At 76.6% G+C, this 20660-nt stretch carries 23 protein-coding genes and 1 tRNA gene; 13 read left to right on the forward strand and 11 right to left on the reverse strand.

Annotation, left to right across the window (positions count from 1 at the left end; translation table 11 throughout):
- Positions 1 to 2 precede the first annotated feature (2 nt).
- The 5 genes from ACI78U_RS15460 (at position 3) to ACI78U_RS15480 (ending at position 4817) form a co-directional block, all read left to right on the forward strand.
- Positions 3 to 935: an ABC transporter permease gene (locus ACI78U_RS15460; RefSeq protein WP_456876252.1), complete on the forward strand. Its 933-nt coding sequence runs from the start codon at positions 3 to 5 to the stop codon at positions 933 to 935.
- A complete protein-coding gene (locus ACI78U_RS15465) occupies positions 932 to 1870 on the forward strand; it encodes an ABC transporter permease (protein ID WP_456876220.1) in 939 nt (312 codons plus the stop codon). Before ACI78U_RS15460 ends, ACI78U_RS15465 begins: the two co-directional genes overlap by 4 nt.
- Positions 1867 to 2901 (forward strand): ABC transporter ATP-binding protein, encoded by a 1035-nt coding sequence (locus ACI78U_RS15470; protein WP_456876221.1) that lies wholly within the window; start codon positions 1867 to 1869, stop codon positions 2899 to 2901. The genes ACI78U_RS15465 and ACI78U_RS15470 overlap by 4 nt, the downstream gene beginning before the upstream one ends.
- Entirely contained in the window at positions 2898 to 3965 is a 1068-nt protein-coding gene (locus ACI78U_RS15475; RefSeq protein WP_456876222.1) for an ABC transporter ATP-binding protein, read from the forward strand. The genes ACI78U_RS15470 and ACI78U_RS15475 overlap by 4 nt, the downstream gene beginning before the upstream one ends.
- A 99-nt stretch (positions 3966 to 4064) precedes the next feature.
- On the forward strand, positions 4065 to 4817 hold the full coding sequence (locus ACI78U_RS15480) for an MIP/aquaporin family protein (protein ID WP_456876223.1): 753 nt from the start codon (positions 4065 to 4067) through the stop codon (positions 4815 to 4817).
- 22 nt (positions 4818 to 4839) lie between these two features.
- Here ACI78U_RS15480 and ACI78U_RS15485 read toward each other — a convergent pair whose 3' ends face one another.
- The 9 genes from ACI78U_RS15485 to ACI78U_RS15525 form a co-directional block, all read right to left on the reverse strand.
- Positions 4840 to 6513: a helicase-related protein gene (locus ACI78U_RS15485; protein ID WP_456876224.1), complete on the reverse strand. Its 1674-nt coding sequence runs from the start codon at positions 6511 to 6513 to the stop codon at positions 4840 to 4842.
- A 319-nt stretch (positions 6514 to 6832) separates the two neighbouring features.
- Complete coding sequence (locus ACI78U_RS15490; RefSeq protein ID WP_456876225.1) at positions 6833 to 8320, reverse strand: protein kinase domain-containing protein; 1488 nt, start codon at positions 8318 to 8320, stop codon at positions 6833 to 6835.
- Between the two features lie 266 nt (positions 8321 to 8586).
- Positions 8587 to 9021, reverse strand: a complete 435-nt coding sequence (locus ACI78U_RS15495) for an arsenate-mycothiol transferase ArsC (protein ID WP_456876226.1) — start codon at positions 9019 to 9021, stop codon at positions 8587 to 8589.
- Complete coding sequence (locus tag ACI78U_RS15500; RefSeq protein WP_456876227.1) at positions 9018 to 9512, reverse strand: arsenate-mycothiol transferase ArsC; 495 nt, start codon at positions 9510 to 9512, stop codon at positions 9018 to 9020. The genes ACI78U_RS15495 and ACI78U_RS15500 overlap by 4 nt, the downstream gene beginning before the upstream one ends.
- Complete coding sequence (locus ACI78U_RS15505) at positions 9509 to 10954, reverse strand: FAD-dependent oxidoreductase (RefSeq protein ID WP_456876228.1); 1446 nt, start codon at positions 10952 to 10954, stop codon at positions 9509 to 9511. The genes ACI78U_RS15500 and ACI78U_RS15505 overlap by 4 nt, the downstream gene beginning before the upstream one ends.
- Positions 10951 to 11646 carry an arsenate reductase/protein-tyrosine-phosphatase family protein gene (locus ACI78U_RS15510; protein WP_456876229.1) on the reverse strand — a complete coding sequence of 232 codons (696 nt, stop codon included), beginning with the start codon at positions 11644 to 11646 and terminating at the stop codon, positions 10951 to 10953. The genes ACI78U_RS15505 and ACI78U_RS15510 overlap by 4 nt, the downstream gene beginning before the upstream one ends.
- On the reverse strand, positions 11643 to 12425 hold the full coding sequence (locus tag ACI78U_RS15515) for an aquaporin (protein ID WP_456876230.1): 783 nt from the start codon (positions 12423 to 12425) through the stop codon (positions 11643 to 11645). The genes ACI78U_RS15510 and ACI78U_RS15515 overlap by 4 nt, the downstream gene beginning before the upstream one ends.
- Entirely contained in the window at positions 12416 to 12712 is a 297-nt protein-coding gene (locus tag ACI78U_RS15520; protein WP_456876231.1) for an ArsR/SmtB family transcription factor, read from the reverse strand. Before ACI78U_RS15520 ends, ACI78U_RS15515 begins: the two co-directional genes overlap by 10 nt.
- Positions 12713 to 12803: 91 nt before the next feature.
- Entirely contained in the window at positions 12804 to 13160 is a 357-nt protein-coding gene (locus tag ACI78U_RS15525) for a metalloregulator ArsR/SmtB family transcription factor (protein WP_456876232.1), read from the reverse strand.
- A gap of 129 nt (positions 13161 to 13289) precedes the next feature.
- Here ACI78U_RS15525 and ACI78U_RS15530 point away from each other — a divergent pair, with 129 nt between their 5' ends.
- From ACI78U_RS15530 to ACI78U_RS15550, 5 genes are all read left to right on the forward strand, one after another.
- Positions 13290 to 13811, forward strand: coding sequence for an ArsI/CadI family heavy metal resistance metalloenzyme (locus tag ACI78U_RS15530; protein WP_456876233.1), 522 nt, complete (start codon positions 13290 to 13292; stop codon positions 13809 to 13811).
- 57 nt (positions 13812 to 13868) lie between these two features.
- Positions 13869 to 14078 (forward strand): hypothetical protein, encoded by a 210-nt coding sequence (locus ACI78U_RS15535; RefSeq protein ID WP_456876234.1) that lies wholly within the window; start codon positions 13869 to 13871, stop codon positions 14076 to 14078.
- Positions 14075 to 14569, forward strand: a complete 495-nt coding sequence (locus tag ACI78U_RS15540; RefSeq protein ID WP_456876235.1) for a GNAT family N-acetyltransferase — start codon at positions 14075 to 14077, stop codon at positions 14567 to 14569. Before ACI78U_RS15535 ends, ACI78U_RS15540 begins: the two co-directional genes overlap by 4 nt.
- A gap of 552 nt (positions 14570 to 15121) precedes the next feature.
- Positions 15122 to 15208 (forward strand) — tRNA-Ser (locus tag ACI78U_RS15545).
- Positions 15209 to 15559: 351 nt separating this feature from the next.
- Positions 15560 to 16531, forward strand: coding sequence for a GGDEF domain-containing protein (locus ACI78U_RS15550; RefSeq protein ID WP_456876236.1), 972 nt, complete (start codon positions 15560 to 15562; stop codon positions 16529 to 16531).
- A 42-nt stretch (positions 16532 to 16573) separates the two neighbouring features.
- Here the strand turns inward: ACI78U_RS15550 and ACI78U_RS15555 are convergent, their stop codons facing one another.
- Positions 16574 to 17683 (reverse strand): NAD(P)/FAD-dependent oxidoreductase, encoded by a 1110-nt coding sequence (locus ACI78U_RS15555; protein ID WP_456876237.1) that lies wholly within the window; start codon positions 17681 to 17683, stop codon positions 16574 to 16576.
- A gap of 120 nt (positions 17684 to 17803) precedes the next feature.
- Here ACI78U_RS15555 and ACI78U_RS15560 point away from each other — a divergent pair, with 120 nt between their 5' ends.
- Together ACI78U_RS15560 and ACI78U_RS15565 are read left to right on the forward strand one after the other, a co-directional pair.
- Positions 17804 to 18352 carry a mycothiol transferase gene (locus tag ACI78U_RS15560; protein ID WP_456876238.1) on the forward strand — a complete coding sequence of 183 codons (549 nt, stop codon included), beginning with the start codon at positions 17804 to 17806 and terminating at the stop codon, positions 18350 to 18352.
- Positions 18353 to 18374: 22 nt separating this feature from the next.
- Positions 18375 to 18884 (forward strand): NUDIX domain-containing protein, encoded by a 510-nt coding sequence (locus ACI78U_RS15565; RefSeq protein WP_456876239.1) that lies wholly within the window; start codon positions 18375 to 18377, stop codon positions 18882 to 18884.
- Here ACI78U_RS15565 and ACI78U_RS15570 read toward each other — a convergent pair.
- Complete coding sequence (locus ACI78U_RS15570; protein WP_456876240.1) at positions 18881 to 19693, reverse strand: endonuclease/exonuclease/phosphatase family protein; 813 nt, start codon at positions 19691 to 19693, stop codon at positions 18881 to 18883. The two genes, ACI78U_RS15565 and ACI78U_RS15570, sit on opposite strands and share 4 nt — an antisense overlap.
- A gap of 65 nt (positions 19694 to 19758) precedes the next feature.
- Between ACI78U_RS15570 and ACI78U_RS15575 the strand changes: the two genes are divergently transcribed.
- On the forward strand, positions 19759 to 20649 hold the full coding sequence (locus tag ACI78U_RS15575; protein ID WP_456876241.1) for a 1,4-dihydroxy-2-naphthoyl-CoA synthase: 891 nt from the start codon (positions 19759 to 19761) through the stop codon (positions 20647 to 20649).
- Positions 20650 to 20660 lie beyond the last annotated feature (11 nt).

The following is a 20660-nucleotide window of genomic DNA, read 5'->3' on the forward strand; positions in this document are numbered from 1 at the left end:
TCCTGCTCCGGCGCGCCGGCCAGGCCGTGGTGGTCCTGGCCGGCGTCAGCGTCCTGGTCTTCTCGCTGATCCACCTCGTCCGGGGCGACCCGATCCGCCTGGCGCTGGGCACCCGGTACTCCCAGGAGACCTACGACGCCCTGCGGGAGCGCAGCGGCCTGGACCTGCCCCTCGTCGAGCAGTACCTCACCTGGGCCGGGCGGGCGGTGACCGGTGACCTCGGGGTGAGCTTCCGCAGCGGGGAGACGGTCACCTCGCTGATCGCCGAGCGGCTGCCGGCGACGCTGACCCTGGCGTTCGCCGCGCTGCTGGTGGCGCTGGTCATCGCCGTGCCGCTGGGCGTGCTCTCCGCGCTGCACCCGCGGTCGCTGGTCGACCGGCTGGCCACCGTCGTCAGCCAGATCGGCATCTCGGTGCCCGACTTCTGGCTGTCGATCATGCTGATCCTGGTCTTCGCCGGGACGCTGGGCTGGTTCCCCTCGGGCGGCTACGTCCCGCTCACCGAGGACCCGCTGGGCTGGCTGCAGCGCCTGGTGCTGCCCGCGGTGGCCACCGGCGTCGTCTCCGGGTCGGTCATCACCCGGTTCGTCCGGTCCAGCGTGCTGGAGGCGCTGGGCTCCGACCACGTGCGCACCGCGCGGGCCAAGGGCGTGCCCGCCCGGCAGGTGCTCACCTGGCACGTGCTGCGCAACGCCCTGCTCCCGCTGGTGACCGTCACCGGCGTCCAGCTGGCCTACCTGCTCTCGGGGGTGGTCGTCGTGGAGATCGTCTTCTCCTGGCCGGGCCTGGGCCAGCTGGCCTACCAGGCGGTGCGCGACCGCGACTTCCCGGTGCTGCAGGGCGCGGTGCTGCTGTTCGCCCTCGTCTTCCTGGTCGTCAACCTGCTGGTCGACCTGCTCTACGGCCGCATCGACCCGAGGATCACCCGCCGATGACCACCCTGCCCACGCCGGGTGCCACCCCGGCGCAGCCCCCGCCGTCCGAGCCGCTGCCGACGGCGGCGCCGCCGCGCCCGCGGTGGCGGGAGACCCTCGGCCTGCTCGCGCGCAACCCGACCGCCGCCGTCTCCGCCGTCGTGCTGGTGGTCATCGTGCTGGTCGCGGTCTTCGACGAGACCCTGGCGCCCGACGGGCCCAACGACCAGGACCCCTCTCGGCAGCTGCAGCCACCGAGCTGGGAGCACCCGTTCGGCACCGACGAGTTCGGCCGCGACGTGTTCAGCCGGGTGGTCCTCGGCGCCGGGACGTCGCTGCGGGTCGGCTTCCTGTCCGTGGCGTTCGCCCTCGTCGTCGGCACGGTCATCGGGCTGCTGGCCGGCTACCACGGCCGGTGGGTCGACGACACGCTCATGCGGATCATGGACGTGCTGTTCGCCTTCCCCGCCGTGCTGCTGGCCATCGCGATCGTGGCGATCCGCGGCGCGGGGCCGGCCAACGCCATCCTGGCCATCGGCATCGTCTACGTGCCGATCTTCGCCCGGGTCACCCGCGCCAGCGTGCTCGGCGTGCGCGAGGAGGTCTACGTGCGCGCCTCGCGGTCGGTGGGCGCGTCGGACTGGCGGCTGGTCACCCGGCACGTGCTGCCCAACGCCGCGCCGCCGATCATCGTGCAGACCTCGGTCAGCCTGGCCTTCGCCGTCCTCGCCGAGGCCGCGCTGTCCTTCCTCGGCCTGGGCCCGCGCCGGCCGGACCCGTCGTGGGGGCTGATGCTCGCCGACGGCCGAGACTTCATCGACCAGGCCTGGTGGTACACGGTGTTCCCCGGCCTGGCCATCGTCGTCACCGTGCTGTGCTTCAACCTGCTCGGCGACGGGCTGCGCGACGTCCTCGACCCGCGCCAGCGCACGCTCATGGCCGGGGGCGGCCGGTGAGCGCGGCCGCGGACACCGCCGTCGAGCCGGTCCTGGCGGTGGAGGACCTGCGCGTGGACCTGCGCACCCCGCGCGGGACGGCGCACGTGGTCAACGGGCTGTCCTACACCGTCGGCCCGGGGGAGACCGTCGCCGTCGTCGGGGAGTCCGGCAGCGGCAAGAGCGTCTCGGTGCTCGCGCTGGTCGGCCTGCTGCCGGCGGGGACGGCGACGGTGACCGGCCGGGCGCTGCTGCGGGGCGAGGACCTGCTGACCATGCCGCCCGAGCGGCTGCGGCAGGTGCGCGGCCCGGGCGTCGGCATGGTGTTCCAGGACCCGATGACCTCGCTCAACCCGGTGCTCACCGTGGGCCGGCAGCTCACCGAGGGGCTGCGCGCCCACGGGCCGGTGTCCCGGGCCGCGGCGCGCGCCCGGGCGGTGGAGCTGCTCGCCGAGGTGGGGTTGCCCGACCCCGGTCGGGCGGTGGACCGCTTCCCGCACGAGCTCTCCGGCGGCATGCGGCAGCGGGTGGTGATCGCGATCGCGCTGGCCAACGCGCCGGCGCTGCTGGTCGCCGACGAGGCCACCACCGCCCTCGACGTCACCGTGCAGGCGCAGATCCTCGAGCTGGTCGAGCGGCTGCAGGCCGAGCACGGCACCGGCGTCGTCTGGATCACCCACGACCTCGGCGTCGTCGCCGGGATCGCCGACCGGGTGCTGGTCGTCTACGGCGGGCGCTGCGTGGAGGACGGCACGGCCGACGACGTCCTCGAGCGGCCGGTGCACCCCTACACCCGCGGCCTGCTCGGCGCGCTGCCCGACCTGGCCGCGGCCGGCGACGGCGACCTGGCCACCATCGCCGGCACCCCGCCCCCGCCCACCGACCTGCCCGCCGGGTGCGTGTTCTGGCCGCGCTGCCCGGTGCGCGGCGACGCCCGCTGCGAGACCGAGCAGCCGCCCCTCGCCCCGGTGGGGGGCCTTCATCGCGACATTGGCACCACCCGGCTCGCGCACCGGGCGGCGACGTGGTGCACGGAGGGGGAGGCGTCGTGACGTCGACGGGCGAGCGCGAGGTGCTGGTCTCCGCCCGCGGGCTGGAGGTCCACTTCCCGCTGCGCTCGGGCGGGCCGCTGCGCCGCGCCGCGGGCGCGGTCCGCGCGGTGGACGGCGTCGACCTCGACGTGTACCGCGGCGAGACGCTGGGGCTGGTGGGCGAGTCCGGGTGCGGCAAGTCCACGCTGGGCAACGCGCTGCTGCGGCTGGTGCAGCCGACCGGCGGCACGGTGACCTTCGACGGCGCCGACGTCACCGCGATGTCGCGCCGGCAGCTGCGCGACCTGCGCCGGCGCGCGGGGATGGTGTTCCAGGACCCGTTCGCCTCGCTCGACCCGCGGCGCACCGTGGCGCAGACGGTCGGCGAGCCGCTGGAGGTCCACGGCCTGCACCCGGGGCGGGCGGCGCGCGCGGCGCGGGTCCGCGAGCTGCTCGAGCTGGTCGGCCTCGACCCGGCCGTCGCCGCCCGCTACCCGCACGAGTTCTCCGGGGGGCAGCGCCAGCGGGTCGGCATCGCCCGGGCGCTGGCCGGGGAGCCGGACTTCCTGGTCTGCGACGAGGCGATCGCGTCCCTCGACGTCAGCGTGCAGGCGCAGGTGCTCAACCTGCTGCGCCGGCTGCAGCGCCGGCTGGGGCTCACGCTGCTGTTCATCTCCCACGACCTGGCGGCGGTGCGGCACGTGTCCGACCGGATCGCGGTCATGTACCTGGGCCGGGTGGTCGAGGTCGGGCCCGCCGCCGCCGTCGCCGCGGAGCCGCAGATGCCCTACACGCGGGCGCTGCTGTCGGCGGTGCCGGTGCCGCACCCGGAGCTCGAGCGCTCCCGGCGGCGGATCGTGCTGCGCGGCGACGTCCCCTCGCCGGCGCGGGTGCCCAGCGGCTGCCGGTTCCGCACCCGCTGCCCCGACGTGTTCGGGCCCTGTCCCGACGTCGACCCGGCGCTGCAGCCGGCCGGCGCCGCGCCCGGCCACCTCGCCGCCTGCCACCTGCACGGCGTCACCGGGACGCCGGTGCAGCGGGAGCAGCCCGGCGCGCCGGTCGACGCCGGCGACCCCGCCCGCTGACCATCGGCACCGCACCGGCTCGTTTCGTCGTGCGGCCGTCCGGCTAACGGGCGCCGGGGAGGCGGCGTACACGGCGCCGCTGCGAGCGGGGAGCGCGTGATGGCGTCGAGCAGGACCGGCCGGCAGGCCGTGACCACAGGCCTCTACGGCAGCAGGATCGGCCCGCGGGTGGGGCGCCCGGCGCTCACCGAGTTCGTCGGGACGGCGATCCTCGTGTTCGTCGGGACCAGCGTGGTGGTGGCCGGGCCCGCCACCGGCAACGGCGTCTACGACCTCCTCGCGGTGGTGCTCGCCTTCGGCCTGACGCTCACCGCGCTCGCCGCGGCCCTCGGGCACGTCTCGGGCTGCCACCTCAACCCGGCGGTCACGCTGGGGCTGGCCGTGACCCGGCGCTTCCCCTGGTCGGCCGCCGGTGCCTACGTCGCCGCCCAGCTCGCCGGCGGGCTCGCCGGCGCAGCCCTGACCTGGGCGCTGTACGGCCAGGCGGCGCGGGACGAGGCGCGGCTGGGCGCCACCACGCCGCAGGAGTTCGTCTCCACCGGCCAGGCGTTCCTCGCCGAGGTCCTGGTGACCTTCGTGCTGGTGCTCGTCGTGGTGTCGGTCGCCACCGACGCCCGTGCCGAGAACGCGATCGCGCCGGTGGCCGTGGGCCTCGCCCTGGCCGCCGGCATCTTCGTCGCCGGGCCGCTCACCGGCGGCGCGGTCAACCCGGCGCGCGCCTTCGGACCCGGCGTCCTGGCGGGACAGCTGTCGTCGCTGTGGATCTACCTCGTGGCCCCCGTCGTCGGCGGCGTCCTCGCGGCCCTCGTGTACGACCGCCTGCTCTCCACGGGCGAGCCGCCGGAGGCCTGACCGCAGCGCGGCCGCGCACCGGTCAGCCGCGGCCGCTGCGGGTGGGCCGCCGGCCCTGCCGGGAGCCCGACCGCGGGACCCGACGCCCGCCGCGCCCGGTGTCCCGGCCGCCGGCGCGGGGGTGCCCGTCCCGGGCCCGTCCGCGCGGTGCGCTGCACGGGCGGCAGGTGGAGAACCAGGGGGCGATCGCGGTGCCGCACTCGACGCACGCGCTCGACCGGCTCACCGCGATGGCGTCGGGCAGCAGCTCGCTGATCGCCTCGGCGCACTCCTCCTCGACCCAGGCGGCGTCGTCGCTGCTCAGCCCGGCCACGCCGGGGAACTGCCGCAGCAGCGTCTGGGCGTCGCGCGCAGCCGCGGCGGCCTGCTCGAAGTCCTCGACACCGCCGCCGACCGGGACGTCGGGCAGCACGAGCTCCGGCCGGACCGGCAGCCCGACGGCGTGCCGCAGCGCCGCCCGGGCCAGCACCAGCCAGCGGGTGCGCCGCGGCGGGTCGTAGTCGATCGGGAGGTTCACCAGCCGCCAGACGGTGTACAGGTCGCCGGCCGCGCCGAGCGGGCCGCGCAGCATCGGCAGCAGCGCCTGCACCCGCAGCACCAGCGAGCTGACGTCGTCGGGGGTCATGGCCTGGTCGCGGGTGGCCGCGCGGGCCCACTCCTGCCAGCGGACCAGGGCCTCGGGCAGGTCGACGGCCTCGAGGGCGCCGAGGTCCTCGAGTGCGGGGCGCAGCCGCGGCCGGCGCCCGGGCAGGTCGCTGGGCCGGTCGCCGCGGGCGACCTCGGCGCCGACGGCCACCAGCGCCGCCGACGGTCGCAGCTTCGGCACGCCGGTCAGCACGCCCACGGTCCCGTGCCCGGTCAGGCCGTAACGGCCGGCCCGCCCGGCGATCTGCGCGGCCTCCCAGCTGCGCAGCGGCCGCAGCTCGATGCCGTCGAACTTCGTCGTCTCGGCGAACAGCACGGTGGTGGCCGGGACGTTGATGCCGTGCCCGATGACGTCGGTGGTGACCAGGACGTCGAGCTCCCCGGTGGTGAACCGCTCGATGACCTCGCGCCGGGTGGCCGGGGGCAGCGCGCCGTAGAGGACGCCCACCTTCCCCGGCCGGTGCCGGTCCAGTTCCGCGGCGACGGCGTAGACGGTCTTGCGGGAGAAGGCGACGACGAGGGTCTGCGGGCGGACGCCGGTGGTGCGGACCGGCGCGCGGAGCACGTCGAGCCGGGACAGCCGCTGGTGGTGGACGACGTCGACGGACCCGGCGTCGGCGACCAGCGGTGCCAGCAGCGGGTGGGCCTCGGCCGCCGCGATCAGGTGCATCTCGCGGTACTCGCCGGTCAGCAGCAGCCGCGCCCAGTGGTGGCCGCGGTCGGGGTCGGCGACCCAGTGCGACTCGTCGAGGACGAGCAGCTCGCCGCGCATGGGGGCCTTCTCCACCGTGCAGCAGACGACCGGCGCGGAGGGGTCGATCTCCTCCTCACCGGTGGACAGGCCGACGGTGCCCTCGGGCAGCACCGCCGCGAGCTTGGCGTAGGCCTCGTGGGCGAGCTGGCGCAGCGGCGCGGCGTAGACACCCGAGCCGGTGGCGGCCAGCTCCTGCAGCGACTCGTACGTCTTGCCGGAGTTGGTCGGGCCGAGGTGGAAGACGACCCGCTGGGGCGGCGTCGCGCGGACGGGCAGCTCCGGTGCGGCGCCCTCCACCCACAGCTGCTGGGCGCGCCGCTCGGCGCGGGCCGCCTCGCGGTCGGCCTCCCGGTCGGCACGGCGGTCGGCCTCCCGGTCGGCACGGCGGTCGGCCTCCCGGTCGGCACGGCGGTCGGCCTCCCGGTCGGCCGCGGGAGCGACGGCGGGGAGCTCGTCGGCGGGGCGCCGTTTCCGGCGGCGGACGGTGGACGTCGGGGGAGCGGTGTCGGGCAGGGGAGGTCCTCGGGTCGGTCGTGCAGGGGTGTGCGGCCGCCGCGTCGCTCGCGGGGCAACTCCGGGTCAACACCGGACCGGCCGCGGACATGCCCGGGCGGGCTCAGTCGTCGCCCTCCCGGTCCTTGTCCTTGTCCTTGTCCCTCCCGTTGCCGTTCCCGTCGCCGTTCTCGCTGCCCTGGTCGCCCTCGTCGCCGTTGCCGCGGCCCTCGCCCTCCTGCTCCGCCGGCACCGGGGCGGGGGCGGGGGCCGGAGGAGGGGCGACGGCGTGGGTGAGGGTCACCGACTGGCCGGGCAGCAGCTCGCCGACCGGGTCGACGGCGATGACCTGCCCGTCCGCGACGTCGCTCGTGGTGAGCGGGCGCCGCTGCACCTGCAGGCCGAGGGCGACCAGCTCGGCCTCCACGTCGGCGACCGGGCGGCCGACCAGCGCGGCCGGGTCGAGCCGGACCGTGCTCGGCGGGGCCGGGGCGCTCGTGGTCGTGGGCGCGGCCGTGGCGCGGTCGGGCGTGGCGGCCGCGTCCCCGTCCCCTCCGCCCAGCAGGCCCGAGACGCCGAGCACGACGACGAGCGCCGCGACGGTGGCCCCGGCGAGGGCGGCCCACGTCCTGCGCCGGCGCGCGGGGTCCTCCGTTCCCTCCGCGACGGTGGTGTCCCCGGTGCGGTCCGCCGGGAGCAGGGGAGGCGCGGCCGGGCCGGTCGCCGTCGATGCCCCGGTCAGGGGGAGCACCGCCGTGGCGTGGCGGTCCACGGCGGCGCGAGGTGCGGCCGGGGCCAGCGCGTCGACGGCGTCGCGCACGGCGGCACCGTCGGCGAGACGGACCGCGGGGTCCCGGGCCATCATCCGCGCCACCAGGTCGCGGACGCCGGCGGGCACGTCGGGCGGCAGGGGCGGGGCCTGGTCGCGGATCTTCAGCAGCGCGATCTGCACCGGTGACCCGCCCTCGAACGGCAGCCGCCCGGCCAGGCACTGGTAGGCGACGACCCCGAGGGCGTAGACGTCGCTGGCCGGGGTGGCGGGCACGCCGTCGGCCTGCTCCGGGGACAGGTAGTGCGCGGTCCCGAGCACCTGGCCGGTCTGCGTCAGCCGCTCGCTCGCCGCCGACCAGGCGATGCCGAAGTCGGTGATCTTCACGCCGCCGTCGGCGGTCACGAGCACGTTGCCCGGCTTGACGTCGCGGTGCACGACGCCGGCCTCGTGGGCGGCGGCCAGCGCCGCCGCCGTCTGGCGGACGATCCGCAGTGTCCGGTCGACCCCGAGCCGTCCCTCCTGCGCGAGCAGGTCCGACAGCGCGGTGCCGTGGACGAGCTCCATGACCAGGTAGGGCAGCGGTCCGCGGCTGGTGTCGGCCTCGCCGTAGTCGTGGACCGCGGCGATGTGCGGGTCGTTGAGCAGCGCGGCGTGCTGCGCCTCGGAGCGGAACCGGTTCAGGAACGCGGGGTCGCCGCTGTACTCGGGACGCAGCGTCTTCACGGCGACCGACCGCTGCAGCAGTGTGTCCTGGGCCCGCCACACGACCCCCATGCCGCCGGCGGCGATGACCGACCCGAGCCGGTACCGGACGTCCAGGAGGTCTCCTGGCGAGGTCATCGGAACCGCTCCGCATCTGGTCGACCGTCGGGGGGCGCTCGTGCCGTCGCCCGCTCCGGCGGTGTCGACCACCGGGGCGAGGAGGTCGGCACCTCGGACTCACCGGCCCCGGCCGCGCCGCGCGGGACGCGACGCGGCCCGTCCGCGCGGGACGGGCCGGTTGGCGTCAGTCTACCGCCGGAGGACGGGTTCCCCGGCCGGCGCGAGGGCGTGGCGCCCGCGGGGGACGGCGCCCGCCGGGGGCCCCGCGGAGCCGGGCCCGGCCGTCAGCGACCGAGGACCGACGGAGGGAGCCGGTGGTGCGGCGCGACCTCGGCGAGCAGCTCGCGGACGCGGGTGTCGAGGTCGGCGACGATGCGTCGCACGGTCTCGGCGTCCTGGCCCTTCGGGTCCTCGACCGGCCAGTCCTCGATCCGGGTACCGGGGACGACGGGGCAGGACTCCCCGCAGCCGAGGGTGACCACCACGTCGGCGCCCTCGACGAGGTCGTAGCTCAGCGTGGTCGGCGTGTGGCCCGTCACCGGCAGACCCGCTTCGTCCAGTACCGCGGCGACCACCGGGTTCACCGCCGAGGCCGGCTCGGACCCCGCGCTGCGGACCTCGACGGCGTCACCGGCGTAGTGCCGGGCCAGCGTGGCCGAGGCCACCGAACGGCCGCTGTTGTGGATGCAGGCGAACAGGATGCTGGGGCGGTCGCTCACGGGGTCCTCCCGAGGTCGGGTCCGGTGCCGTCGGACGGGGTCGTGCCCGCGTCCGTGGTGGTGGGGGCGGTGCCGACCAGGTCGGCGACGAGGGCCTGGACGCGGGCATCGATCTGCCGGCGGAGCGGCCGGATGCCCTCGGTGTCCCAGCCGGCCGGGTCGGGCAGGTGCCAGGTCTCGTACCGCACGCCGTCGACGTGGGGCAGCTCGAGGCCGGGCTTCATCGCCACCACCACGTCGGCGGCGGCCACCCGGTCGGCGGTCACCGCGGACGGCCGGTGGCCGGAGGCGTCGATGCCGAGCTCGGCGAGGGTGGCGGTGGTGGACGCGCTGGGTCCGTCATCGGGGGTGGTACCGGCCGAGTCGGCCTCGATCCGGTCGGCGGCGTGGTGGCGGGCCAGCGCGACGGCCAGGACGGAGCGGCCGGCGTTGTGCGCGCAGACGAAGAGCACGCGCGGTCGGCGCGGCGTCGAAGCGGGGGGAGTGGTCATGCGGGTGCCGGCGCCGGGTGTGCGGCGGCAGCCGGCCGGGTGGGGGCGTGCCCGGCGAGCCATGCCTGCGCGGCGATCTGGACGGCGTCCCACGGTGAGCCCAGCGGTGGGGTGTAGGACAGGTCGAGGTCGAGCACGTCGGCCACCGTCATGCCGTGGAACAGCGCGGTGGCGTAGACGTCGACCCGCTTGGCGGTCTCGGTGCCGCGCCGGCCGATCAGCTGCGCACCGAGCAGCCGGCCGGTGTCGGCGTCGCCGGTGACCCGGATCGTGATCGGCTGGGCGCCCGGGTAGTAGGCCATGTGGTCGTCGGCGACCGTGGTGGTCGACACCGGCCGGTACCCGGCGGCGGTGGCCTCGGGCTCGCGCAGCCCGGTGCGGGCGGCGACGGCGTCGAAGACCTTGACCACCTGGGTGCCGAGGCTGCCGGCGTAGCGGGCGGTGCCGCCGAGGGCGTTCTCGCCGGCGACGCGACCCTGCTTGTGCGCGGTGGTGCCCAGCGGCAGGTAGGTGGCACCGGTGAGGCGGTGGTGGGTCACCACGCAGTCCCCGGCGGCCCAGACGTCGGGCAGCCCGGTGGCCATGCCCTCGTCGACGGCGACCGCGCCGCGCGCGCCGGTGCGGGCTCCGGCGGCGAGGAGCAGGTCGGTGTCCGGGCGGACGCCGACGCTGACGAGGACCACGTCGACGTCCCAGGCCACCGGCTCGCCGTCGGGTCCGGTGCCGGTCACGTGCAGCCGCGGGGCGTCGGTGGCCGGGCCGCCGCTGGAGGTGATGGCGGTGACCGCGGTCCCGGTGTGGACCTGGACGCCCTGGCCGGCCAGCTCGGCGCGGACCAGCGCGCCGAGCTCGACGTCCACGGTGGGCAGCACCTCGGGCAGCATCTCGACGGTGTGCACCGCCAGGCCGCGGGTGGTGAGGGCCTCGGCCATCTCCAGGCCGATGTAGCCGCCCCCGACGATCAGCGCCGAGCGGGCACCGGACCGCTCGAGCGTGCCGATGAGCGCGAAGGTGTCGTCCATCGTGTGCAGCAGGTGGACCCCGTCGGCCGGGCCGAGGGTGGCCAGCCCCCCGATCGGTGGGCGGACCGGGACGGCGCCGGTGCCGACGACCAGCCGGTCGTAGTCCAGCGTCGCGGTGCTGCCGTCGGCGGTCCGGACGGCGATCCGGTGGCCGTCGACGTCGATACCGGTGACGCGGGTGTCCAGGCGCAGCCGCATGCCGGTGGCCTCGAGGTCGGCCCGGCTGCGGTGGGCCAGGTCGTGCCAGTCGCCGACCTCGCCGGAGACGAGGTAGGGGATCCCGCAGATGCTGAGGTTCGGGTAGGCGTCGGCCACCACGAGGGTCACCTCGGCCGAGGGGTCGAGTTCACGGGCGCGCAGGCCGGCGGAGATGCCGGCGTCGGAGCCGCCGACGACCACCAGGCGCAGGCCGGTGCTCACCGGGCGGTGGCCGGCGCGGGAGGGGCCAGCGGGCCCGGCAGGTCCAGGTCGGGCAGCAGCGAGACGACGAGCCCGCGGACGCGGGCGTCGAGGTCGGCGCGGATGGCGGCGACCTGCGCTGCGCTGGCGCGGGCGGGGTCGGCGACCGGCCAGTCCTCGTAGCGGCGGCCCGGCACGACCGGGCACTCGTCGCCGCAGCCGAGGGTGACCACGACGTCCGCGGCCGACAGCACGTCGTGGGTCAGCGGCTTCGGGAACTCCTGCCCCAGGTCCAGTCCGATCCCGGCCATCGCCGCGGTGACCTCGGGGTGGATCTGCTCGGCCGGGTCGGACCCGGCGGTGTAGACGTGCACGCCGTCGCCGGCGTAGGACCGCAGGAGAGCTGCCGCCATCTGACTGCGGCCGGCGTTGTGCACGCACACGAACAGCACCGCCGGTGCCCGGCGGGCACGCTTGCCCTCGGCCAGTGCCCGGGCGTCGAGGCGCTCGCAGGCGAACCGACCGGCCAGCACCGGCAGGAAGGTCGTCACCCTCGCGGTCCGGGCGAGCTTCGCGTAGCTGTCCCGGTACACCTCCTCCACCTCGCCGCGGGGGAAGCGGTCGTCGTAGTCGCGGGCCAGGTCGTCGACGATGCGGGCGACCTGCTGGTCGGCGACGGCCTGCTCGGCCGGTCCCGGTGTGCTCGCGGTCATGGTCGCGCTCCTCTCGGGGTCCCGTGGCGGTCGGTGTCCGGCCGGGCGGCGGCGGCGGACGGCGGTGCGATGGGGTCCTCGTGCGGGACGACGGCGTCGGCGGCGACGCCGGCGACCGTCGGGTGGAGCAGCGCGACCACGGCCGCACCGGCGGCCCCGCCGACGAGCTGGGCGAGCACGAACGCGGGCACCGAGGAGGGGGCGATGCCGGCGAAGGTGTCCGACAGCATGCGGGCGACGTCGATCATCGGGTTGGCGAACGACGTCGAGGACGACCAGAAGTAGGCCGCGGTGATGTACGCACCGACGGCGAACGGGGCCATCCCGGCCCGGCCGGCGCGCACCAGGCCGAAGACGAGCACGACGAGACCGAAGGTGGCCAGCGCCTCGGACAGCCACAGTCCGCCACCCGAGCGCTCGGTCGTGGCGATGCTGACCGCGGGCAGGTCGAACATCAGGTTCGCGGCGACCGCGCCGAGCGCTCCGCCGGCCAGCTGTGCCGGCAGGTACACGGCGACCTGCCGGGTGGTGACGCCGCCGAAGGCCCGGTCGGCCAGGGTGACCACCGGGTTGAAGTGGCCGCCGGACACCGGACCGAAGGCCAGGATGAGCGCGACCAGCCCGGCGCCGGTGACCAGCGCGTTCTCCAGCAGCTGCAGGCCGGTGTCGTCCGGGAAGAGCCGGGAGGCGGCGATGCCCGACCCGATGACGACGGTGACCAGCCCGGCCGAGCCGAGGAACTCCGCGACCGCCTGGCGGGTCAGCAGGCTCAGTCGCACGGCCGCTTCACCGCCGCCGCCAGCCGGGCGCGGGAGGCCAGCCGCGCGTAGTGCGCCGACACGGCCTCCAGCACCTCCGGACGCAACCGGTAGTAGGTGAACCGCCCGGCCGGCTCGGCCGTCACGACGCCCAGGTCCCGCAGCACCCGCAGGTGGTTGCTGACGTTCGAGCCGGTCGCGCCGGTCTCCCCGACCAGGTGGCAGACGCACAGCTGCTCGCCGGCGAGCAGGTGGACGATCCGCGCCCGCAGGGGGTCGCCCAGCGCCCGCAGCAACTCGTCAGCCACCGGTGATGTCAGCACAGGCTGAGGAGACGGCCTCCTGGGGCGCAGGTCAAGCGAACAGCGGGTGAACGGCCGTGTCCGGTTGCCGCCGTGGTCAGCCGGGAGCGAGCGCTCCACGCAGCGCCTCGAGCGCCGAGCGGTTGACCGCGTACCAGACGTTGCGGCCCCGCCGCTCGCTGACGCACACGCCGCTGGCGACCAGGACCCTCAGGTGGTGGGACACGGTCGGCTGGCTCCGGCCGACCGGCTCGACGAGGTCGCAGGCGCAGACGGCGCCGCCCTCGGCGTTGGCCAGCAGCGAGACCAGCTGCAGCCGGACGGGGTCGGCGAGCGCGGCGAGCTGCTTGGCGAGGGCCTCGGCGTCCGAGGCGGCGAGCACCGCGGTCGTCAGCGGCGCGCAGCAGGCGACCACCTCGGGCTGGTCGAGCACCGGCAGCTCCTGCACGGTCATCGGGTCTCTCCTCGGTCCGGCGACTGGTCCACGTGAACGCATTGACAAACGTCGATGTTCCGAGCATCGTCAGACACATCGATGACCGTGAATGTACCGCTGCTCGTGTCGATGACCAGGAGGTCCCCCGTGTCCCGTGTCCAGCTCGCCCTCAACGTCGACGACCTCGAGGTCGCCGTCGCCTTCTACTCCCGCCTGTTCGGCGCCGAGCCGGCCAAGCGCCGGCCCGGGTACGCGAACTTCGCGATCGCCGAGCCGCCGCTGAAGCTCGTCCTGCTGGAGAACCCCGGACAGGGCGGCACCATCAACCACCTCGGCGTCGAGGTCGAGTCCACCGAGCGCGTGCACGCCGAGGTCGCCCGGCTGACCGGCGCGGGCCTGATCGCCGACGAGGAGATGGGCACCACCTGCTGCTATGCCACCCAGGACAAGGCGTGGCTGACCGGTCCCGGCGGCGAGCGGTGGGAGGTCTACACCGTGCTCGCCGACAGCGCGACCTTCGGCGCCAGCCCGCAGACCCTCGTCGACGCCGGCCAGGCTCCCGCGAGTACCGAGGGGTCCGTGCCCGCACCGGCCGCCTCCGGCGCCTGCTGTGGCACCGCGCAGGACGCCGTCCCGGCCGGCGCGGCGGGCGCCCGCCCCACCGAGTAGCCCAGCGACCGTGACGGCGACGGCCTGCCGGTCCCGTCACTGCGGAGGAGTCCGACCGTGCTCACCCCCTACGTCGCCCAGTTGATCGCCGACGACCGCGCCACCGAGCTGCAGCGCCACGCGGCAACCGCCCGCCTGGCCGCGCTCGCCCGCTGCTGCCGGCCGTCGATATGGGTGCGCGCCATCCGGCGGGTCACCGCGGCCGCCGTCCGGCTGCGCGCCGCGCTGCCACGGGTCCGGCCGGGCGCCGCGGCCTGCTGCGCGTGACCGCCCCCGCAGGCGAGGGTCCGCCGGTGCTCGTCCGGGTGGCGACACCGGCGGACCTCCCCGCCGTCACCGACCTCGTCGTCGCCGCCGGGCTGCCGCCGGCCGGCCTGTCCGAGGCCGCGCTCGTGCTCGTCGCCGAGGCGGCCGGCGGGCTCGTCGGCACCATCGCCCTGGAGCGGCACGGCACCGGCGGGGACACCGCGTTCCTGCTCCGTTCGGCGGCCGTGGCACCCGCCTGGCGCGCCCGCGGCGTGGGTGCCGCACTGGCCACCGTCGCCCTCGCCCACGTGGACGCCGCCGGCGCCCCCGTGGCACTGCTCACCGAGACCGCCGAGGGGTACTTCCCTCGCTTCGGCTTCGTCCCGGCCGACCGGGCCCAGCTGCCCGCGACGCTGGCCGACTCGGCCGAGCTGCGAGGAGCCTGCCCGGCGTCGGCCCGCGCGCTGCTGCGCCCACCGGCCGACCCGGTCGCCCGTCCACGACGTCCGTGAGGGGAGGTGACCTGCCGTGAACGACTGCTGCGAGAACTGCACGACCGACAGCTGCGGCGCCGGCTGCTGCTGACCCCGACGACGGTGGCCCCTCGCTCCGACCGCAGCGGGGGGCTGCCGCTCGGCACTCCCGGCTCCGGCGGCCGTCCGCGAACGCCGCGACACCCAACCCCTCGCGTGCGGCGGACCCCAGACGTCCGGGAGGGCACCGTGCGCCAGAGGTGTCGCCGCGATCGGTCGTGGGTGGTGGACGTCGATGACGTGCACCGTCGCTCCGGCGCAGCCCGCGCAGGTCGAGCTCGTCCATCGGGTGGGCGGCCGGCAGTCGCACGACGACGGCGTCCGCGAGCGTCGCGTGGGACACGACCGCGCGGAGCCGAGGCGCACGGCAGTCGATCGGCGGTGCACAGCGCGACTGTGGTGAAGCGCACACACGGGGTGGCGAACCGGGGCGCACCCTCCCCCGCCTGTGGCTGTGCCCTGGCCGGCGCGGGTAGCGTCGACCGCCCGAGCTCCTGTGCTGCGGACGTCGTCGCAGGTGGGGAGCTCGGAGGAGGGCTCGCCTAGCGGCCGATGGCGGCGGTCTTGAAAACCGCTATGGGGTCACACCCATCGTGGGTTCGAATCCCACGCCCTCCGCTCCCGAACGGACGCCTCCTGTGCCGAGGTGGACCTGACGGGTCGTCCCGGGCCCGTGGTCCGCCCGGATGCCCGCTGGGACCCGCCGTCCTGCCGGCCCCCGATCCGAGGCCGGCGTTCTTCGACGACGAGAACCGCCGGTACGACGTGGACGGTGTCGAGCGGCTCTCCGGGACCAGGTCGAGCGCCGCGTCCGCGGCCCCCCGAGACGCCCGCCAGGCCGGCGGACACGCCCCGTTCGAGTGGGTCGGCTCAGGGCAACGCCCCGTTGCGGCCGATGCAGCGGGTGTGGCCGTTCCCCCGGGACTGAGAGCGCGGCAGCCGGGGGCGGCTGCGCGGTCCCTCGTGCTCATGCTGGGCGTCTCCGCCGCCGTCCTCGCCGTGGTCAGCACCTTCGGCACCAACGCGGCGACGGCGTTCACCGTGGGCGCCTCCTGGGCGGGGGTCGCCCTCCTCGCGGTCCTGGCCCTCGTGGTCGGGTCCGCCGACGCCGAGCGGCTCGACCGCGCCGGGGTCCTGGTCGGGGCCGGTGTCGCCGGCGCGCTCCTGGTCTGCGGCCTCAACCTGCTCACCCAGGACTCCTCGGCCGGCGCCCAGGCGTTCCTCGCCTTCCCCGTGCTCTGGGCGGCGTCGCACCTGCGCCGCACCGCGGTCGCCCTCGTGACGGCGACGGCCGTGGCCGCCAACGCCGTCGTCGTGCCGCTGCTGGTCCCCCTCGAGGTGGGCGTCAGCGACGTCCTCATCACCGGGGTCGTGCTCACCGTCGTCGCGTCGATGCTCGAGCGCTCCTGCGCGGTGCAGGAGCGGCTGGTCCGGGCGCTCGAGCAGCAGGCCACCGTGGACACCCTCACCGGCCTGGTCAACCGCCGCGTCCTCGACGACGCCCTGACCGTGGCCCTGACCGGCTCCGGGACCGACGGCACGGCCCTGCTGCTGCTCGACGTCGACTCCTTCAAGCAGATCAACGACGAGCACGGCCACCCCGTCGGTGACGACGCGCTGGTGCACCTCGCCGGGGTCGTCCGGGGGCAGATCCGCGCCGGCGACGCCGTGCTGTCCCGCCTCGGCGGCGACGAGCTCGCCGTGCTCCTGCCCGGCTGCAGCTCCGAGGTGGCGGTGGCCCGCGCCGAGTCGGTGCTCGAGTCGGTCCTGTCCACCCCGCTCACGCTGCCCGACGGCAGCCTGCTGGCGATGTCGGTGAGCGTCGGGGTGGCGCACTCCCGCGGCGCGCTGGGCCGGCGCGAGTTCTACGCCGCCGCCGACCGGGCCCTCTACCGCGCCAAGCGCGGCGGCCGCGGCCGGGTCGAGGTCGCCACGGCCTGACGGACCGGTTCCGGCAGCCAATATCGCGACAAAGGCACCTGGTCAGCGGAGGTGGCGGGCCGCGGCGGTGAGCGTCCGGGCGGTGAGCCGGCCGTCGGCGAGCCCGAGCGCCACCACGTCGTCGAACACCCGCTGGTCGGCCGCGGCCGCGCGGAAGGCGGCGTCCATGACCACCGGCCACCGGCTGATCCAGGACGCCGCCGACGCCGACCGGTGGTGGGCACCCAGCCGGCGGCGCAGCGCCCGCCGGTGCGCCGTGCCCGCGCCCGCCCCGGCCGCTGCCGCGCGCCCGGCCAGGGCCCCGGACAGCACCGCGTAGAAGATCCCCTCCCCGGTCATCGGGTTGACCAGCGACGCGGCGTCCCCGGCGAGCAGCACCCGCCCGTCGGGCTGGCGCGGCCGCCCGGTCGACAGCGGCAGCCGGTGCGCCCGCAGTCCCGCCGGCTCGACGCCGGGCAGCAGCCGGTGCAGCCCCTCCACCAGCGCCGCGCGGGTGGCCCCGCCGGACACCAGCTCCCCGTAGCCCACGTTGGCCCGCCCGTCGCCCAGCGGGAACGACCAGGCGTAGGCCGGCCAGCGCTGCTCGGTGGTCACCAGCACCTGGGTGCCGGCCTGCCCGGGCGGCTCCGGCGCGTAGCCGCGCAGCGCCACCGCCATCCGGTCGTCGCGGTTGCGCCGCAGGCCCAGGGCCCGCCGCACCACCGACTCCGCGCCGTCGGCCCCGACGAGCACGCCGGCGGTCAGCACGCCGTCGACGACGACCCCGTCGGGTTCCTGCGTCACCGAGCGGACGGCGTGCCGGCGGAACACCGCGCCCCGGTCGAGCGCGGCGGCCAGCAGGCGGGCGTCGAAGACCTCGCGCGGCACCACCGACGACGGCCGGGAGGTGGCCCGCTCGACCGCGGCCCCGCCCGGCGAGCGCAGCGCCAGCCGGGGTGCGGGCGCGTAGCCGGCGGTCAGCGCGGCGACGTCGACGCCGAGCCCGGCCAGCACGTCCAGCGCCTCGGGGGCGATGCCGTCGCCGCAGACCTTGTCGCGGGGGAAGTCCGCCCGGTCGAGGACGAGCACCGACGCGCCGGTGCCCAGGGCGGACAGGGCGGCCGCCGCCCCCGCCGGGCCGCCCCCGACCACGACGACGTCCCAGCGCTCCACGACGGCGACGCTAGGCAGCGCGGCGGGCGGCGGCCAGCCGGGCGTCGGCCCGGGTTCCGGTCCTGGTCCGTCCCGACCGCCCGGCGGAGGATGGCGGCACCGGCGTCCCGAGGAGGCCCCGTGTCCGCACGCGACGAGCCGACCGTGCTGCTGACCCTGCTCGCCGACCAGCGCACCGCCCTCCGCAACGCCCTCCACGGGCTGACCGAGGAGCAGGCCCGGGCCACGCCCAGCGCCAGCGCGCTGTCCCTGTCGGCGTTGGTCAAGCACGTGACGCAGGGGGAGAGGGCCACCGTCGCCGGCCGGATCGGGCGCCGTCCGCACGGGATGGCGGCCGACACGCAGGCGGGGTGGATGGCGGGGTTCACCGTCGCCGCCGACGAGACCGTCGACGTGCTGCTCGACCGCTGGGCCGCGGTGGCGCGGGAGACCGAGGAGGTCGTGCGCGCCGAGCGCGACCTCGACCGCCGGGTCGAGGTCCGCGCGGACGTCGCGCGGTGGCTGCCGCCGCGCACCGTGGTCACCGTCCGCTGGCTGCTGCTGCACCAGGTCCAGGAGCAGGCGCGGCACGCCGGGCACGCCGACGTCATCCGCGAGTCGATCGACGGCAAGGGCGCCTGGCAGCTGGAGGCCGAGGCGCAGGGCATCGCGGCGCCGAGCTGGGAGTGACCCGGGGGCGGAGGTCCGGCCGGTGCGGTGGAATGGGGACGTGGTGACCAGCGGGCTGACCCCCACCGACGGCTGGACCACCTGCTCCCTCGGCCACCGCCACTGGGGCCGCGCCGGCGCGGCGGGCCTGCTGGTCCACCGCGACGGCGCCACCGGCCCGGAGTTGCTGCTCCAGCACCGCGCGCTGTGGTCCCACCACGGCGGCACCTGGGGGACGCCCGGCGGCGCGCTGCACCTCGGTGAGACGCCCGAGCAGGGCGCGCTGCGGGAGGTCGAGGAGGAGCTCGGTCTGCCCGCGCGCGACCTGGTGCTCGGCGCCCGGTCGGTCGACGACCACGGCGGCTGGGCCTACACGACGGTGCTCGCCCGCCCGGTGGGCGACCTCGACCCGTCCCGGCTGCGACTCGACGGCGAGAGCACCGGCGTGGCCTGGGTGGCGCTGGCCGCCCTGCACCAGGTGACGCTGCACCCCGGTCTCGCCGGCTCTCTGGACCGGCTGCGGCCGCTGCTCCTCGACGGGACGGCGGCCTAGCCCGTCTCGACGGTCACCGTCAGCGCCCGGTGGTCGCCCACCGGCAGCGCCCGGGCGGCGGCGTCCCGGCCGGTCGCGGCGTGGCCCAGTGCCAGCAGGTGGTCGAGCTGCAGCCGCGGCGCGTGCACCGGGAAGCTCGGCTCCCGCACCAGCCGGGTCGCCCCCAGCAGCCGCGCCGGGACGTTCCCGGGCAGGTTGAGGTCGCCGGCCAGCACGACCGGGCCGGGAAGCGCCGTCGCCCACCGGCGCAGCCGCCGCAGCTGGCGGACGGCGGTCGGCGGCGAGAAGGACAGGTGGGTGGCCACCACGGTCAGCCCGTCCAGGCAGGCGGCGACGGCGACGCGCGGCTCGTCCGGGATCCACCACGTCCGCAGCCGGCCGGTGCCCGGGTCGGGTGCCCGCAGCGGCAGCCGCGCCCGCCCGGCGCCCAGTCCCAGCACCGCCCAGCGGCGCACCGGGCGGCGGGACAGCAGGGCGATGCCGTAGGACGGCGTGGCGACGGCGTCCCCGGGCCCGCGCAGGCCCGCCGGGTCGGCCGGGGTCCAGGTGCCGCGGAACGGGCTCGGCGTGCCGGTGAGGGTGGCCGCCGCCCGCCAGTCGACCGCGTGCAGCGCCGCGGCGAGCGCCGCCGCCTGGTCGGTGTCCCCCGAGCGGGGCTGGCAGGCGTCGACCTCCTGCACGGCGAGCACGTCGACGGGGAGGTCGGCGACGGCGGCGGCGAGGCGCGGCGCCGTCAGCACGCGGCCGTCGGGACCGCGGCCGGAGGCGAGGTTGAGGGTGCCCACGCGCAGGGCCTCGCCGTCGGGCACGCGTCCGACGCTAGCCGCGCGGCGGCCGCCGCGCCCGGCCGGGCGGGACTCGATACCTTCTCCGGGTGAGCGCCCGCGACGACGTCTCGGAGATCTTCGACAGCGGGGCGTGGCGGCCGGTCGACGGCTTCGACTTCGCCGACCTCACCTACCACCGGGCCGTCGACGCCGGCGTCGTCCGGATCGCCTTCGACCGGCCCGAGGTGCGCAACGCGTTCCGGCCGCAGACGGTCGACGAGCTGATCACCGCGCTCGAGCACGCCCGGCTGTCCACCGACGTCGGCTGCGTGCTGCTCACCGGCAACGGGCCCAGCCCCCGGGACGGCGGCTGGGCGTTCTGCTCGGGCGGTGACCAGCGGGTGCGCGGCCGGCACGGCTACGAGCACGAGGTCGGGCGCACCAGTGGCCGGCTGCACGTGCTCGAGGCCCAGCGGCTCATCCGGTTCATGCCCAAGGTCGTCGTCTGCGTCGTCCCCGGCTGGGCGGCCGGCGGCGGGCACAGCCTGCACGTGGTCTCCGACCTGACGCTGGCCAGCGCCGAGCACGCGCGGTTCAAGCAGACCGACGCCGACGTCGGCAGCTTCGACGGCGGCTTCGGCTCGGCCTACCTCGCCCGCCAGGTGGGCCAGAAGTTCGCCCGCGAGGTGTTCTTCCTCGGCGAGGAGTACTCGGCGGAGGACGCGCACCGCATGGGCATGGTCAACCGGGTCGTGCCGCACGCCGAGCTCGAGGCGACCGCGCTGGACTGGGGGCGGCGGATCGTGGCCAAGAGCCCGACCGCGCAGCGGATGCTCAAGTACTCGTTCAACCTGGTCGACGACGGGCTGGTCGGCCAGCAGCTCTTCGCCGGGGAGACGACCCGGCTCGCCTACGCGGCCGAGGAGGCCGTCGAGGGCCGCGACGCCTTCCTGGAGAAGCGCGACCCCGACTTCTCCCGGTTCCCCTGGCACGTCTGACCCAGTCGAGG

The sequence above is a fragment of the Geodermatophilus sp. SYSU D00710 genome (genome assembly GCF_054050195.1).